The organism is Glutamicibacter sp. 363 (assembly GCF_052379505.1).
GTDB lineage: Bacteria > Actinomycetota > Actinomycetes > Actinomycetales > Micrococcaceae > Glutamicibacter.
In genome coordinates, this window is sequence record NZ_JBQSYR010000003.1 from 88,520 (window position 1) to 103,051 (window position 14,532).

12 protein-coding genes are annotated in these 14,532 nt (G+C 62.7%); 7 read left to right on the forward strand and 5 right to left on the reverse strand.

Annotation, left to right across the window (positions count from 1 at the left end):
• Window positions 1–78: 78 nt before the first annotated feature.
• The gene (locus ACT3UA_RS02960) at window positions 79–1,767 is read right to left on the reverse strand and encodes a glycoside hydrolase family 13 protein (RefSeq protein WP_255248342.1); all 1,689 of its coding nucleotides are present in this window, start codon (window positions 1,765–1,767) and stop codon (window positions 79–81) included.
• A 267-nt stretch (window positions 1,768–2,034) separates the two neighbouring features.
• Between ACT3UA_RS02960 and ACT3UA_RS02965 the strand changes: the two genes are divergently transcribed.
• The 6 genes from ACT3UA_RS02965 to ACT3UA_RS02990 all read left to right on the forward strand — a co-directional run bounded on the left by ACT3UA_RS02965 (window position 2,035) and on the right by ACT3UA_RS02990 (window position 9,377).
• Window positions 2,035–3,303 (forward strand): sugar ABC transporter substrate-binding protein, encoded by a 1,269-nt coding sequence (locus ACT3UA_RS02965; protein ID WP_444615484.1) that lies wholly within the window; start codon window positions 2,035–2,037, stop codon window positions 3,301–3,303.
• A 116-nt stretch (window positions 3,304–3,419) separates the two neighbouring features.
• Entirely contained in the window at window positions 3,420–5,015 is a 1,596-nt protein-coding gene (locus tag ACT3UA_RS02970; RefSeq protein WP_444615485.1) for an ABC transporter permease subunit, read from the forward strand.
• Entirely contained in the window at window positions 5,015–5,929 is a 915-nt protein-coding gene (locus tag ACT3UA_RS02975) for a sugar ABC transporter permease (protein ID WP_096283814.1), read from the forward strand. Before ACT3UA_RS02970 ends, ACT3UA_RS02975 begins: the two co-directional genes overlap by 1 nt.
• Before the next feature lie 109 nt (window positions 5,930–6,038).
• A complete protein-coding gene (locus ACT3UA_RS02980) occupies window positions 6,039–7,025 on the forward strand; it encodes a hypothetical protein (protein ID WP_141393454.1) in 987 nt (328 codons plus the stop codon).
• Between the two features lie 75 nt (window positions 7,026–7,100).
• Window positions 7,101–7,844, forward strand: coding sequence for a TetR/AcrR family transcriptional regulator (locus ACT3UA_RS02985; RefSeq protein ID WP_096283810.1), 744 nt, complete (start codon window positions 7,101–7,103; stop codon window positions 7,842–7,844).
• A 90-nt stretch (window positions 7,845–7,934) separates the two neighbouring features.
• Window positions 7,935–9,377, forward strand: a complete 1,443-nt coding sequence (locus tag ACT3UA_RS02990) for an MFS transporter (RefSeq protein WP_096283808.1) — start codon at window positions 7,935–7,937, stop codon at window positions 9,375–9,377.
• 108 nt (window positions 9,378–9,485) lie between these two features.
• Here the strand turns inward: ACT3UA_RS02990 and ACT3UA_RS02995 are convergent, their stop codons facing one another.
• Window positions 9,486–10,148 carry a phosphoribosyltransferase gene (locus ACT3UA_RS02995; protein ID WP_096283806.1) on the reverse strand — a complete coding sequence of 221 codons (663 nt, stop codon included), beginning with the start codon at window positions 10,146–10,148 and terminating at the stop codon, window positions 9,486–9,488.
• 179 nt (window positions 10,149–10,327) lie between these two features.
• On the opposite strand from ACT3UA_RS02995, the gene ACT3UA_RS03000 reads away from it, so the two are divergent.
• Window positions 10,328–10,693: an META domain-containing protein gene (locus tag ACT3UA_RS03000; RefSeq protein WP_096283804.1), complete on the forward strand. Its 366-nt coding sequence runs from the start codon at window positions 10,328–10,330 to the stop codon at window positions 10,691–10,693.
• An 83-nt stretch (window positions 10,694–10,776) separates the two neighbouring features.
• Here the strand turns inward: ACT3UA_RS03000 and ACT3UA_RS03005 are convergent, their stop codons facing one another.
• From ACT3UA_RS03005 to ACT3UA_RS03015, 3 genes are all read right to left on the reverse strand, one after another.
• Window positions 10,777–11,874 carry a fatty acid desaturase family protein gene (locus tag ACT3UA_RS03005; RefSeq protein ID WP_096283802.1) on the reverse strand — a complete coding sequence of 366 codons (1,098 nt, stop codon included), beginning with the start codon at window positions 11,872–11,874 and terminating at the stop codon, window positions 10,777–10,779.
• A 175-nt stretch (window positions 11,875–12,049) separates the two neighbouring features.
• Entirely contained in the window at window positions 12,050–13,690 is a 1,641-nt protein-coding gene (locus ACT3UA_RS03010; RefSeq protein WP_096283800.1) for an ABC-F family ATP-binding cassette domain-containing protein, read from the reverse strand.
• A 44-nt stretch (window positions 13,691–13,734) separates the two neighbouring features.
• Window positions 13,735–14,379 (reverse strand): IclR family transcriptional regulator, encoded by a 645-nt coding sequence (locus ACT3UA_RS03015; protein WP_096283798.1) that lies wholly within the window; start codon window positions 14,377–14,379, stop codon window positions 13,735–13,737.
• Between the last annotated feature and the right edge of the window lie 153 nt (window positions 14,380–14,532).

Sequence of the window (14,532 nt, forward strand, 5' to 3'; positions counted from 1 at the left end):
GGGGGAAACGCTTCCCATAGCCACGGCTACTGCCCAACAATACCCGGTGCGGCTGCTGCCGGTACTTTCAGTTACCGACTAGTCCAGCTGGAACCAGATGGTGGTTTCGCCCGGAATCATTCCAGCTTCGGCCGAATCCAGCTCCTGGCTGCGCACCAGCTCGGTGGCTGCCTGCGCCTCAGCTGGCAATGGCAGCGGGGTCTGTGCGTAATTGGCTACCACCAGCACGTTGCCGTTGGCGAAGGCCAGGACATCGTCCTCGGTGCCTTCGACCCAGTTCAGCGAACCGGTGCCCAGTGCGTGATCCTGGCGCAGCTGCAGCAGGCGGCGGTACAGGTTCAGCGTGGAGGACTTGTCATCAACCTGCGCGTCGCGGGCGTAGGAATCCCAGTTCGCTGGCTGCGGCAACCAGCTTTCGCCGCTGTCACTGAAGCCATAGGCAGGCTTGCGGCTTTCCCATGGAAGCGGCACACGGCAACCGTCACGGCCATAGCGTTCGCCGTTGGTACGGAACCAGGTTGGGTCCTGGCGTGCTTCATCTGGCAGGTCGATGGCTTCTGGCAGACCCAGTTCCTCGCCCTGGTAGATGTAGGCGCCACCCGGAAGGGCAAGCATCAGCGAGCTCGAAGCACGCGCACGGCGCAAGCCGACTTCAGGTGCTGGCAGGTTTGGAGTGCGCGGGCCGATGCCATCACCCTGCGGGTTATCGGCGCTCAAGGCCAAACGGGTGGCGTGGCGCACCACGTCATGGTTGGAGAGCACCCAGGTGCTCGGGGCTCCGACCTTGCCGAATTCTTCCAGGGACTCATCGATGGTGTGGCGGATCTGCTGGGCATCGAAGTCGCAGGAGAGGTACGGGAAATTGAATGCCTGGTGCATTTCGTCATTGCGAACCCACTTGGCCATCAAGGACAGGGGGTTGACCCAGGCCTCGGCGCAGAGCACGCGATTGCCCTCGTATTCGTCCATGACTTTGCGCCAGTCGCGGTAGATCTCGTGCACGCCTTCCTGGCCCCACCATGGAGCCAGTTCCTCGGTGCCGCCCATGGATGCGGCGGTGGGGTCCGGGGTGAAGTCCGGAAGCCCATCGGCCTTGATCAATCCGTGGGCCACGTCGACGCGGAAGCCATCGGTGCCGCGGTCCAGCCAGAAGCGCAGGACATCGCGGAACATTGCGCGTACTTCCTCGTTGTGCCAGTTGAAGTCCGGCTGCGAGGAATCGAAGATGTGCAGGTAGGACTGGCCGGTGCTGCCATCAGCATTTTTGGTTTCGGTCCACATCGGGCCGCCGAAGACGGATTCCCAGTTATTCGGGTGGCCGGTTTCCGGGGTGTCCTTGAAGACGAAGCGATCGCGTTCAGGAGAGCCCGGAGCTGCCTTGAGTGCGGCCTGGAACCATGGGTGCTGGTCCGAGCAATGGTTAGGGACCAAGTCGATGATGACGCGCAACCCCAGTTCGTGGGCTCGGGCCACCATCGTGTCGAAGTCTTCCAAGGTTCCGAACAGCGGATCAATGTCGCAGTAGTTCGAGACATCGTAGCCGCCGTCCTTCTGCGGGGACGTGAAGAATGGCGAGAGCCAAATGGCGTCGACCGAAAGCTGAGCGATGCTTTCCAGGCGCTGGGTGATGCCACGCAGGTCGCCCATGCCATCGCCATTGGAATCGGCGAAGGAACGCGGGTAGATCTGGTAGATCACCGAGGAGCGCCACCACTGGGAATCTTCGGGCTGCACAGGGGAATCTGCTGTGGAAGGAATTGAAGTCATGACGGTAACGATAAATGATTCCACGGAGAATGTAAACGTTTGCAATTTTTCTTGCAGATTGACCTCGATGTGAGGTCTTGATCTATATTCACTGGGTGTTTAAAACTGATTTCATCGGCGTTCTTGTCAATTTCCATGATCTGTGACACGCTGTAAACGCTTACAACAAATGTGTAGCTCGCATCACACTTAGACCCGACCGGCGAAAAAGCGGAACACGCTGCCAGACAGGTCCCTCAGGACGCAGTTGTCACGAAAGGACATCCCATGAAGGTGAATAAGAACCCTTGGCTTCTCGGCGGAGCGCTCACGGCCATTGCCGCACTCTCGCTCACCGCTTGCGGCGGGTCTGGCTCCAACGCGCCAGCAGCTTCCTCCAGCCCCGCAGCGGCTGAATCCTCGCCAGCTGCGGCCTCCGGCGGCAAGCTGACCGTCTGGGTCGATGCCAACCGCGAGCCAGTGCTCAAGGAAGCGGCAGCTGACTTCGCGAAGCAGTCCGGGGTCAAGGTTGACCTCGTGATCAAGGACTTCTCCAAGATCCAGGAAGACTTCCTGCGCCAGGTTCCAACCGGCAAGGGACCGGATATCACCATCGGTGCCCACGACTGGCTGGGCAACCTGGTCAACAACGGCGTAGTCCAGCCAGTTGAGCTGGGCGACAAGGCCGGCGAATTCCAGGACGTCGCCGTGAACGCGATGAGCTACGAAGGCAACACCTACGGCGTTCCCTACGCCACCGAGAACCTGGCCCTGCTGCGCAATGCGGATCTGGTCAAGGAAGCTCCCAAGACCTTCGATGACATGATTGCCGCCGGCGAAAAGGCCGACACCGAATTCCCATTCCTGGTCCAGGTCACTGACGTAGGCGATCCATTCCATGCCTACCCATTCCAGACCTCCTTCGGCGCACCGGTCTTCGGCACCGATGAGTCCGGGGCCTACGACCCGGCAGACCTGCAGATCGGCAATGAAGGCGGCATTGAATTCGCCAAGTGGCTGGCTGAAGAAGGCGAAGAAGGCAACCTGAAGACCTCCATAGATGGCGATATCGCCAAGGAGAAGTTCGTCTCCGGAGACTCGCCGTTCTTCCTGACCGGACCATGGAACGTTGAAGCAGTTGAAGATGCTGATATCAACCTGGAAATCGATCCGATCCCGTCGGCCGGTGGCGAAGAAGCCCAGCCATTCGTAGCAGTCCAGGGCTTCTTCGTTTCGGCGAAGACCGAGAACCTGCTGGCAGCTACCGAGTTCCTGACCAACTACATCGGTAACGAAGAAGTCCAGACCGAACTGTACGAAGTGGGCAACCGTCCGCCAGCAAACAAGGCAGCTTTCGAAGCCGCGAAGTCCGATGAAACCATCGCCGCTTTCGGTGAAGTTGGCGCCAACGGCGTGCCCATGCCGAACATCCCGGAAATGGCTGCCGTGTGGGAGTTCTGGGGCGTAGCCGAGGCTGAGATCATCACCGGCAAGGCTGATCCAGCTAAGCGCTGGAAGCAGATGACCGAAGATATCGAAAAGGCCATCTCCAAGTAGTACCGCCTGCCACCAGGCCCAATATTCAGTGCTGGAGCCCGAAGGAAAGCCTTTTGGCTCCAGCACCATGAATTCACCAGCACCATCTGCACTTGATCGACAGGGACATCTTCACGATGACAAAGACTGCCCGCCAGGGCGCGCAATCCGGCACCGAGACCCAGAAGCCGCCGCTCTCGCCAACAGCCCGGCGTTTCGCCAACTCCACCAATACTTCGGTTGGCGCCATGCTCGCCAAGATCATCCTGGTGGCGATCGTTGATGCGACCGCAGTGTTCGCGATCTTCACCGCCTTGGGACGCGAAGCCTGGGTGATCGCCTCGGTTATCGCGGTGATTACCGTGGCTATCAACGTGGTCTACTTCAAGCGCGGCTGGTTGCCGGCAAAGTACCTGCTGCCGGGCACCATTTTCCTGCTGATCTTCCAGGTGTTCGTCATCGGCTACACCGGGTACATTGCCTTCACCAACTACGGTTCAGGGCATAACTCGGACAAGGACGATGCAATCAGCGCCTTGCTGCAGTCCAACCAAAACCGCGTCGAAGGATCGGCCGGCTACCCGGTGTCCATCCTTGAGGGGCAGGACGGGCTGGCCATGCTCATCGAGCGCGATGGCCAGCAGCTGCTTGGCGATGCCGATGAACCATTTGCCCCGGTAGACCCGGCGGGACTGGGGGACTACAGCGAATTGGCTTTCGCCGATTTGCTGGGGCGCCAGCAGGAAGTGACGTCGCTGACCGTTCCCTTCACCGAGAACCCGGCAGATGGCACCTTGCGCACCAGCGATGGCCGCACCGCCTACCAATACACCTCGTCCATCAAATACGACGAGGCCGCCGACACCATGACCGACAAGGCCACCGGTGTGGTGTACAAGGACACCGGAGTCGGCGCCTACACCGCCGAAGACGGCTCGCAGCTGATGCCCGGCTGGTCCATCAACGTCGGATTCGATAACTTCACTCGGGCGATCACCGATTCCTCGATTCGCAACGCGCTGTTCTCGGTCACCGTGTGGACTTTTGCCTTCGCGTTCCTCTCGGTCGCCACCACCTTCTTCCTGGGACTGTTCCTGGCGATTGTCTTCAATGACATGCGCATGAAGGGACGGAAGATCTACCGCGTCATCTCGATCCTGCCCTACGCATTCCCTGCGTTCCTCGGCGGCCTGGTCTGGGCTGGCATGCTCAACCGCGACTTCGGATTCGTGAACCAGGTGCTCTTCGGCGGGGCCGAAATCCCCTGGCTGACCGATCCCTGGCTGGCGAAGTTCTCGGTGCTCTGGGTGAACCTGTGGCTGGGCTTCCCATACATGTTCCTGGTGTGCACCGGAGCCTTGCAGTCCATCCCCAATGAACTCTCCGAGGCGGCCACCATTGACGGTGCCAAGCCTTTCCAGATCTTCCGCCTGATCAAGCTGCCGTTGCTGCTGGTCTCGGTCGCGCCGCTGCTGATCAGCTCCTTCGCGTTCAACTTCAATAACTTCAACGTGATCTACATGCTCACCGAGGGCGGCCCGCGCTTGCAGGATGCGGGATTGAACGTGGGTTCCACCGACATCCTGATTTCCATGGTCTACAAGGTGGCGTTCGTTGGCTCCCAGCGTGACTACGGGCTGGCCAGCGCGTTCTCCATCATCATCTTCGTGATCGTCGCCATCATCTCGATCATCAGTTTCAAACAGACCAAGGCACTAGAGGAGCTGAACTAATGAGCACCGAAATCATCGGGAAGGAAGCAGGCAGTGCACCGGCACCGCGTGCACCACGCCAGAGCTTTGGCAAATGGTTCACTTCCACCGGCTGGCGGCACCTGATCGGTGTGGCGCTGTGCATCTACGCGGCCTTCCCGCTGCTCTATGTACTCTCCGCGTCGCTGAACCCCAACGGCACCTTGCTCTCCTCCAATGGCTTCTTCAGCACCATCGGCTTCAACAGCTATGTGGAGCTGTTCCAAAATGAGCAGCGTCCCTTCGGCGCCTGGTTCGTGAACACCTTGGTGATCGGCTTGACCACGGCGGCTGCCTCGGTGTTCCTCGGAGCCCTGGCCGCCTACAGTTTCTCGCGCATGCGCTTCACCGGACGCCGCTTTGGCCTGGTCAGCTTGCTGGTCGTGCAGATCTTCCCGCAGCTGCTGGCCGTGGTGGCAATCTTCATCCTGCTGTCCTCCCTGGGCGATGTCTTCCCTGTCTTGGGCATTGATAACCAGATCGCACTGATCATGGTGTATCTCGGTGGCGCACTGGGTGTGAACACTTACCTGATGTACGGATTCTTCAACACCGTCCCGGTGGAAATCGATGAGGCGGCAAAGATCGATGGTGCAGGCCATGCCCGCATCTTCTTCACCATGATCCTGCGCCTGGTCGCTCCGATCCTGGCTGTTGTCGGGTTGTTGTCTTTCATCTCCAGCACCTCGGACTTCGTGATCGCCTCGGTCATCCTGGTCTCCCCTGAAAACCAGACCCTGGCGGTGGGCCTGTACTCCTACGTTTCCGAGGAGTTCACCTCAAACTGGTCGGTGTTCGCCGCCGGTGCGGTGCTCGCCGCGATCCCGGTGATGGCGCTGTTCCTTTTCCTGCAGAAGTACATCGTTGGCGGGCTGACCGCAGGGGCCGGAAAATAGGCGCCTGCCGATCGCCCTGAAAAGGGACTGCCACGTGATGGGACACTGCAAACGCGGTGTCCCATCCGCCTTCGCGAAACTGGCCGGTCCACCGCGTAAAGTAAGCCCCATGAAGTCACGCCTTCCCCGAGCCTCGCGCAAATATGTGGAGCAGCTGCGCCACGAGTTGAGCCACCTGACTCCTGCGGAACGAAATAAGATCATCGAGCAGACCCGAGCAAAAATCCACAAGCTCCCGGGGCGTGGCCGCACCCAGGTTGAGCTGATCGAACAGCTGGGAACCGCGGGCATGCGCGCGGCGAAATTCCAGCGCACCGCACCCGAGGCGCTCCAGGTGCGCAGCGGCAAGGAATTCCTGAACCGCATCCTCGGCTGGCCGATCCTCGCCTTCGCGCTGCTCACCACCGTAGTGGTGTACTTCGGCCCCATTGCGGCACCGGGAAACGCCGGCGACTGGACGCCCTTCGCCGACGGCGCGAACGGGGGACTAGCGCGGCTCGAAGCGCTGGTCGGAGCGCAGGTGATCTGGGTGGCGATCCTGCCGGTGCTGCTCAGCGTGGTGGGCCTTTACCTGCAGAACATTTTCTCCACGGTCATCGGGTTGCTTGGCGCGAGCTTCATGACGCTCGTGGTGGTCGTGGGGTCCTCGGGCATCGGACTCTTCTTCCTGCCCATCACCGTGCTGCTCTGGGCGCAGGTGCTCACTCCACTGATCATGATGCGCGGCTCCATGGCCCGGCCCGGCCCGCTGTGGCTGATCGCCGGGGCATTGCTCGTGCTGGCCACCGGGGTCTGGGTGGTTTCCGCGGGGCTGCGCACCAGTGAGCTGAACGGCTGGCTGATCATCGGTCCGGCGAGCCTGCTCGGCCTGCTCGCGGTGCTGCTGCCCACCCGCCAATGGTGGGCGCACATCCTCTTGGTCAGCGTCGGCATTCTGGTGATCGCCGCCGGCCTGGTCGCCGCGTTCAACTCCATCGGCTCGCTGGCGCTCATCGGCCCATGGGCTTCCGGAGGCGTCGCGTTCGCCGTAGGGCATCTGGCGCTCGCCGGAAATCTCTGGCACGAGCGGGCACGCAAGCTGCTGGCGCTGTATTAGACCCATTGTTGCGATAAAAACCGGTAGGCCGGCGAGATACCGAAAGCGGGCGCTGTCTAGGCCTAGACTGTTGCTATGAGCGAAGCCACAAACCAGCCACCGGAGATTTCTGCAAAGCGCGGGCGCGGCCGCCCACGCAAGGATTCCAACTGGACCACATTCGCCCGCGAGGATCTGGTCGAACGGGCGCTGTCCATCGCCGGGGACGAAGGCTTCGCGGCGGTGACCATGCACCGCCTGGCCGCCGAGTTCAACGTGACCCCGCGCGCGCTCTACAACTACGTCAAGGACCGCCAGGAAATCATCAACCTCGCGGTGGAGCTCTTCTTGGACAAGGCGCCGCTGATCGATTTTGATCCGGCGCACTGGCAGGCGAGCGTACGCATGGCCTATGCCGAATCGCGCCGGCTCCATCGGGCGTTCCCGCGGGCCTCACTGGTGGGCATGGAGGAAAACGTCAATGTGACCATCGGTCCACGGCATGCGCTGCTGGTTGAGAGATTGCTCCAGTTCTACGTAGATATCAACTTGCCGCTGAACACCGCGGTCACCATGGTTCGCGCACTGGAACAGGATGTGCTCGGCTTCGGGCTGCGCTTCGACTACACCTATGACCGGCTGCCCGAAGAGCATAAAGAACTTGTCACCCGCGTGATGCCAGAATCGCGGCTGGATGCCGCCGCGCAGGTGGCCGCGCCGCAATGCCGCGCGGCGCTGCAGCTGCCCGGCCAAACCAGCGACGAAATGTTCGAGGACCTGATCGAACTGCGCATCATCGCGATCGAAGCAATCCTGGCCAAGAACGTGGCCTCCCACTAGGGAATAAGTTCTCGACTCCGTGCGCTGAACTACTTGTGCACGCCATCCGGCCACCGCCGCTGGCGCAGCTAAATCGTGGAAAGTTGGACTATGCCCGAGCGATCTTTGACGGTACCGGAACCGCTGTCGTCCGGCGCGCGCTGGCGACTGCTCTGGGTGCTGCTGGCGACCATGTTCATGTCCCTGGTCAGCGTCAGCATCGTGAACGTGGTGCTGCCATCGATCGAGACCACCCTCGGTGCCTCCGAAGCCGATATGCAGTGGGTGCTGGCCGGCTACGCGCTGACCTTCGGTGTGGTGCTGGTGGCCGCCGGCCGTGCCGGAGACGTGCTGGGCCGCGGCGTGGTGTTCGTTGCCGGCGTGGTCATCTTCACGCTCTCATCCATCCTCGCTGGCCTGGCGCCGGACCCAACGAGCCTGAACATTGCCAGATTCATTATGGGCTTGGGATCCGGGCTGCTCAACCCGCAGGTGATGGGCATGATCCAGCAGCATTTCAAGGGCCCCGAACGCGGACGCGCCTACGGGCTGCTCGGTACCGTCATCGGCGTCTCCGTGGCGATCGGCCCGGTGCTCGGCGGCTTCCTCATCGGCTGGCTCGGCCCCGATGCCGGGTGGCGCTGGACCTTCTTGATCAACGTACCGGTGGGCATCATCGCCGTGCTCTTGGCCCTGCTGTGGCTTCCCCGACCGCTGCTCGTGCGCGGCACCGGAAAGCTGGATCTGGACCCGGTGGGCGGCATATTGCTGGCGGCCGGCCTTCTCGCCTTCCTGCTGCCTTTTGTGCAGGGGCGCGAAAACCCCGCCCTGTGGGCGCTGCTCGTCGTGGGCCTGGGGATCTTGGTCTTCTGGGTGCACTGGGAGAAGAAGTACAAGGCGCGCGGACGCGCCCCGATGGTCGAGTTGTCCTTGTTCAAGATTTCCAGCTTCACCAACGGAAGCCTGATCGCCGGGCTGTACTTCATGGGAGTCAGCAGCGTCTGGGTTCTGGTGGCCATCTATGTGCAAAGCGCGCTGGACTTCAGCGCCCTGCAGGCGGGGCTGATCTGCCTGCCGGCGGCCTTGCTCTCGGCAGTCAGTTCCCAGCTGGCGGGAAACTACGTGATGAGTGTCGGACGCAAGCTGATCGTCTTCGGCGCCGGCAGCGCGTTGTTCGGCCTGCTGGCCACGATTATGGTGGTGGAGCTCGAAGCACGGGGTCTGCTCAACATCTGGTGGATGATGCTCTCGCTGGCCTTCATCGGCATCGCGCAGGGATTCATTATTTCCCCGAACCAGACCTTGACGCTGATGGAAGTTCCCGTGGAAAACTCCGGCAGCGCCGGAGGGCTCATGCAGACCTCGCAGCGTGTCGGCACCGCAGTGGGCCTGGCAATGATCACCGCGATCTTCTACGGTGTGAACCATCTGTCCGGCTGGACCAACGCGATGAGCTTCTCCTTCGTAGCCATCGCGCTGCTGGTGCTGATCACCATGTTTGTCGCCATTATCGATCAGCGCAAAGGGCACCGGGACCTGATCTCGATCGCCTAAGCGACCGCTCGAAAGCGCTGCTGCCGGCTTCATCGGCTTGCTGCTGAAGTTCAACTTTGTGGAGGCCTCGATCACCCCGGGTCGGGTGATGGCAGCTGTCGTGCGTGCTCAACTTGTTGCGCGCAGGAGGGCGAGCGCTTGTTGCTCGCTGGTGGCATCGAATCGGTCGTAGAACCGGCCCACGGCGCCAAAATACTGCGGGAGGTGCAACGCGAAGTACTCATCACAGAATTCGGCCAATTCCTCGGGCGACGTTGCCGGGGCCACCGGCACGGCGGCGATCAGCCGGTGGGCGCCGAGCCGGTGGGCGAGCAGCAGGGCCGCCTTCATCGTGGCCCCGGTGGCCAGCCCGTCGTCGCATAGGACGAGGGTGGCTCCTGCTAGCGGGGGAGCGTAGTCGGCGAAGACCCGTGCTAGCCGGTCGGCCTCGGTGCGGGCGCGGCCTTCCACCTTCTCCACCGTGGACCGTCCGAAGTCGGCGAGCACCTGGGCATGGATCGCGGGGTTGAGGTAGGTTGCGAGGCTGCCGCGATAGCTGGCCAGCGCGCCGAAGGCCGTCTCGGCAAAGCCCGGAACCCCCAATTTGCGCACCGTCATCGCGGCCACCGGGGCACCTAACGCCTCGGCGACCTCGGCGGCGATCGGCACTCCTCCGCGCAGCAAGCCGGCGACCAGGTAGTTTGCCGGCGGCAGGTTGCTGGCGAGCCGAACTCCCAGCTGCCTGCCGGCATCGTGGCGATCGGCGAACATCGGTGCTGCTTCGGTACCCATCCTCTTAGTCTGCGCGCTTCTGGCCAAGGGCGAAAGGGGGCCGAAAGAACGGGCGAAGAAGTCCTTGCGCCCCGGGCGCAGCCGGCCAAGCTGGGCAATCCATCGGGGTGTGCCGGGTGCGGGCCACGAATTATTGCTACTTCGTTGGATCGCCGCCCGCCTCGTTCTACGCTGGGACTATGAAGCGATTTCTAGCAGTTCTAGTGATGCCGCTCCTTGCGGTGAGCCTTGCCTCCTGCGCCGGTAGCTCCGGGGCGGGCGCGGACCCTGCCGGGCTCTGGGGCGAGCAGGCGCAGGGCAGTCCGTGGCTTGAGCTGGCCGAGGATGGAATGGTGTCGGGCAACGATGGCTGCAATCGGATCGCCGGGCAATGGAGCGAGGCCGACGGCGAGATCCGCTTCGAGCAGCTGAGCAGCACCAAGATGTATTGCCCGGGAATCGACCCGTGGTTGGCTTCCGCGGTGGCCGCCCAGGTCTCGGGCGATAATATGCTCGTCCTGGACGCGGATAATGCGGAGGTCGGCACGCTGAAACGCGGTGAGTAGCCAAGGGCCCAAGCGGCGGCAAAAAGCCTCAGGGGAGGATCCGAAATGGATCCTCCCCTGAGGCTTTGCGTGGTGCGGGAAAACTAGATGGTTCGGAAACCGGTGACCATCGGGCAATCGAATGGGTCGCGGGCCGAGAGGCCAACCTTGTTCAGGTAGGTGATGACCTGGGAGTAGGACTCACGCACGGTGGCGATGGTGTACGGAACCTGGTGGTCCTCGCAGTACTGGCGTACGATCTTGGACACGGCAGCCAGGTTGGCGCGTGGCATCGACGGGAACAGGTGGTGCTCCACCTGGTAGTTCAGCCCGCCATAGACATGCGACAGGATGCGGTTGCCCCAGGTGGACTTCGCCATGATGTTACGCCCGGTCAGAACCTGCCGGGAGAAGAAGTCGATGCGTGCGGTCTGCGGAATCATGGGCATGCCCTTGTGATTCGGTGCGAAAGACGCACCCATGTAGACGCCGAAGACTGCCAGCTGTACGCCGATGAAGGCGAAGGCCATGCCGATTGGCAGGAAGTAGAAGATCGCGGCCAGGTAGATCACGATGCGCAGCGCGATGGAGAACATTTCACGTTTGCGGTTTTTCACCCGGTTCGCGCGGAACAGGTACTTGATCGAGAGCATGTGAAGGTTGAGGCCTTCCATGGTCAGCAGCGGGAAAAACAGGTATCCCTGACGCTCGGTGATCCACTTGAGCACACCACGCTGGCGCTTGGCATCTTCGGTCTGGAACGAGATGGTGTCCCACTCGATATCCGGGTCCTTGCCGATGGTGTTCGGTGTGGCGTGGTGCTTATTGTGCTTGTTCATCCACCACTGGTAGCTGATGCCGACCACAATGTTGGCCAGGAACTGGCCCAGCTTGTCATTGCCCTTTGACGAAGTCAGGATCTGGCGGTGCGCCGCTTCGTGGGCGAGGAAGGCGAATTGGGTCAGCAAGAGGCCCAAGGCGCCGGCCATAAGCAGCTGGAACCAACTGTCTCCCAGCAGGACGAATCCGGCAATCGTGCCGCCCAGCAGGACGGTTAAGACGATCGCCACGCCGAGGTAGTGGCCGCGGCGGCGCTGGACCAAACCGGCATCGGCGACGAGCTTCTTCACGTGGAAGAAGCTTTTCGGATCACCGGGTTTGACCGAAGGTGACGTGGACTCCATGACTGAACTGCTACTCATGTAAATATCCTTGGGGTATAGGCGTCGACCTTACAGTCGAAAGAACTGAAAAACTCGGCTCCCATATTTAAAAGCTTACGTTGAATATCTGTGAACTGACTGTCCGGCGGGCAGAATTCCGAATTGTTTCGATCGTATTTGCTGCCTAAGCCAGTGGCAAGAGGACCGCGCCCGGTCAGTGGCGCACGGTGAGCTGGCCGTCGGAGATTTCCCAGCGCGCGTCCAAACGAACATTTTCCAGCATCCGTCGATCGTGGGTGACCAGCAGCAGCGCGCCTTCGTAGCTTTCCAGCGCCGCTTCGAGCTGTTCGATGGCGGGCAGATCGAGATGGTTGGTGGGCTCGTCGAGCACCAGCAGGTTCACCCCGCGCGCCTGCAGCAGCGCCAAGCCGGCCCTGGTGCGTTCCCCGGGGGAGAGCGCGCCGACCAGGGCGGCCGAATGGTTGGCCTTCAACCCGAATTTCGCCAGCAGGGTGCGTGCATCGGCCGAGGTCATCTCGGGCACGGCATTTTCGAAGGCGGTGCCCAGGGGCAGCTCTTCAGGCAGGTAGCTGCGCGCCTGGTCGATCTCGCCGATGGCTACCGAGGTGCCCAGCGTCGCGGTGCCCGAATCCGGGGTCAGCTTGCCCAGCAGCAGGTTCAGCAGCGTGGATTTTCCGGCGCCGTTGGGTCCGGTGATGCCGATCTTCTCCCCGGCGTTCAGCTGGATGGACAGCGGGCCGAAGCTGAAATGCCCGCGCTCCAAAGCGACCTCGTTGAGCGTGGAGACCACGGAGGAGGAGCGCTCGGCCGCGGCGATCTCGAACTGCAGCACCCATTCCTTGCGCGGTTCGGCCACCTCTTCCAGGCGCTTGATCCGCGATTCCATCTGGCGCACCTTCTGCGCCTGCTTCTCGGAGGACTCGTTGGAGGCCTTGCGGCGCAGCTTGTCGTTGTCCGGGTTCTTCTTCATCGCGTTGCGCACTCCCTGGGAGGACCATTCGCGCTGGGTGCGGGCCCGGGAGACCAGATCGGCCTTCTTGCCGGCGAACTCCTCGTAGGCCTCGCGGGCATGGCGGCGGTTGATCTCGCGTTCCTCCAGATAGGAGTCGTAGCCGCCCTCGTAGACCGCGACCTGGTTCTGCGCCAGATCCAGCTCCACGATGCCGGTGGTGCAGCGGGCCAGGAATTCGCGGTCGTGGGAGACCAGCACGACGCCCGCGCGCAGCGAGGTGATAAAGCTTTCCAGACGCTGCAGTCCGGCCAGGTCCAGATCGTTGGTGGGTTCGTCGAGCAGCACCAGATCGAAGCGCGAGAGCAGCAGGGCGGCCAACGCGATGCGCGCCACCTGCCCGCCGGACAGCGCGGTCATCAGCGAGTCGATGGGCAGCTCGAAGCCGAGCTCCGCCAGCACGCCCGGGGCGCGGTCCTCCAGGTCCATGGCCCCGGAGGCCATCCAGTGCTCGAAGGCCACCGCATAGGCGTCATCGGCCCCGGGATCCCCGGAGCCCAGCGCCTCGGCGGTGGCTTCCATGGCGGCGGTGGCCTGCGCGCAGCCGGTGCGGCGGGCCAGGTACGCGGCGATGGATTCGCCGGCGATCCGCTCGTGCTCCTGCGGCATCCAGCCGATGAACGCGCCGTCCGGGGCGGTGGATACGCTCCCGACCATCGGCTCGTCGACCCCCGCCAGCAGCCGCAGCAAGGTCGTCTTGCCGGCGCCATTGGCGCCCACGATGCCATAGACCTCTCCGGGGGAGAGCGTGAAGCTGAGATTGGAGAAGAGGGTTCGATCGGCGTGGCCCCCGGCAAGGTCCTTGGCCACCAGTGTTGCAGTCATGGCTTCAAGTTTAGGTTCTTCTCGCCGCGCGCTCGCGCACGCCCCTAGCGTTGGTTGGCGAAGGCCTGGGAAATCTGCGCGGCGGTGTGGGCCACCAGCGCTCCGTGGTCCGCGCCGGGGGAGACCGCGCAGCGCGAGAGCGGCATGGCCAGGCAGATGGAGGCCACCACGTGGTCTTTCTGGGTGATCGGCGCGCTGACCGAGCCGAGGCCCGGGGTGCGCAGTCCCACCGATTCCACCCAGCCGTTGGCTTCCACCGCGGAAATGGCCGCGGCATCGAAGGCCAGCAGCCGGCCGCTGGAGCCGTGGGGCAGGGCCAGGCTGGCGCCGACGGGCAGGGTGGCTTTCAGCTCGTGCCGCGAGTCGACCGAGGCGACGCAGACGCGCGAGTCTCCGCGGCGGATCCACAGCTGCGCGGTCTCCCCGGTGGTGTCGCGCAGCTCGGTCAGGTAGCTGAGCCCCACGATTTCCAGGCGGCTGCGCACAAAGCGCCGGCCGAGGCTGAAGCTGCCCGAGGGTTCGCGGCGCAGGAAGTCGTATTCGGCCAGATTCAGCGCCAACCGGTGTGCGGTGGAGGTTGACAGCCCGGTGCGTCGGGCTAATTCGCTGGCCGTGGCGTCGCCGAATTCCAGCGCGTCAAGAATCAGGCAGATGCGGTCGAGCTGGCGGTTTGCGGTGGTCTCGGACAAGTGCTTGGCCTTTTCACTGGAGGGAAATACCGTCCCGGTCGGCGGTTATTGCCACTTGGAGGTAACTAGTTCCTACTGTATGGGAAATCGAGGGGTGCAATCAAGAGCGGAAATGCCGCGCTACGGGCTGGTGATTCCCCTCACCCCCTGCTA

What these genes read in the sequence shown, in the direction of transcription:
- ACT3UA_RS02960 (WP_255248342.1), bottom strand. Translation starts at nt 1,767, where the DNA reads ATGACTTCAATTCCTTCCACAGCAGATTCCCCTGTGCAGCCCGAAGAT.
- ACT3UA_RS02965 (WP_444615484.1), top strand. Translation starts at nt 2,035, where the DNA reads ATGAAGGTGAATAAGAACCCTTGGCTTCTCGGCGGAGCGCTCACGGCC.
- ACT3UA_RS02970 (WP_444615485.1), top strand. Translation starts at nt 3,420, where the DNA reads ATGACAAAGACTGCCCGCCAGGGCGCGCAATCCGGCACCGAGACCCAG.
- ACT3UA_RS02975 (WP_096283814.1), top strand. Translation starts at nt 5,015, where the DNA reads ATGAGCACCGAAATCATCGGGAAGGAAGCAGGCAGTGCACCGGCACCG.
- ACT3UA_RS02980 (WP_141393454.1), top strand. Translation starts at nt 6,039, where the DNA reads ATGAAGTCACGCCTTCCCCGAGCCTCGCGCAAATATGTGGAGCAGCTG.
- ACT3UA_RS02985 (WP_096283810.1), top strand. Translation starts at nt 7,101, where the DNA reads ATGAGCGAAGCCACAAACCAGCCACCGGAGATTTCTGCAAAGCGCGGG.
- ACT3UA_RS02990 (WP_096283808.1), top strand. Translation starts at nt 7,935, where the DNA reads ATGCCCGAGCGATCTTTGACGGTACCGGAACCGCTGTCGTCCGGCGCG.
- ACT3UA_RS02995 (WP_096283806.1), bottom strand. Translation starts at nt 10,148, where the DNA reads ATGGGTACCGAAGCAGCACCGATGTTCGCCGATCGCCACGATGCCGGC.
- ACT3UA_RS03000 (WP_096283804.1), top strand. Translation starts at nt 10,328, where the DNA reads ATGAAGCGATTTCTAGCAGTTCTAGTGATGCCGCTCCTTGCGGTGAGC.
- ACT3UA_RS03005 (WP_096283802.1), bottom strand. Translation starts at nt 11,874, where the DNA reads ATGAGTAGCAGTTCAGTCATGGAGTCCACGTCACCTTCGGTCAAACCC.
- ACT3UA_RS03010 (WP_096283800.1), bottom strand. Translation starts at nt 13,690, where the DNA reads ATGACTGCAACACTGGTGGCCAAGGACCTTGCCGGGGGCCACGCCGAT.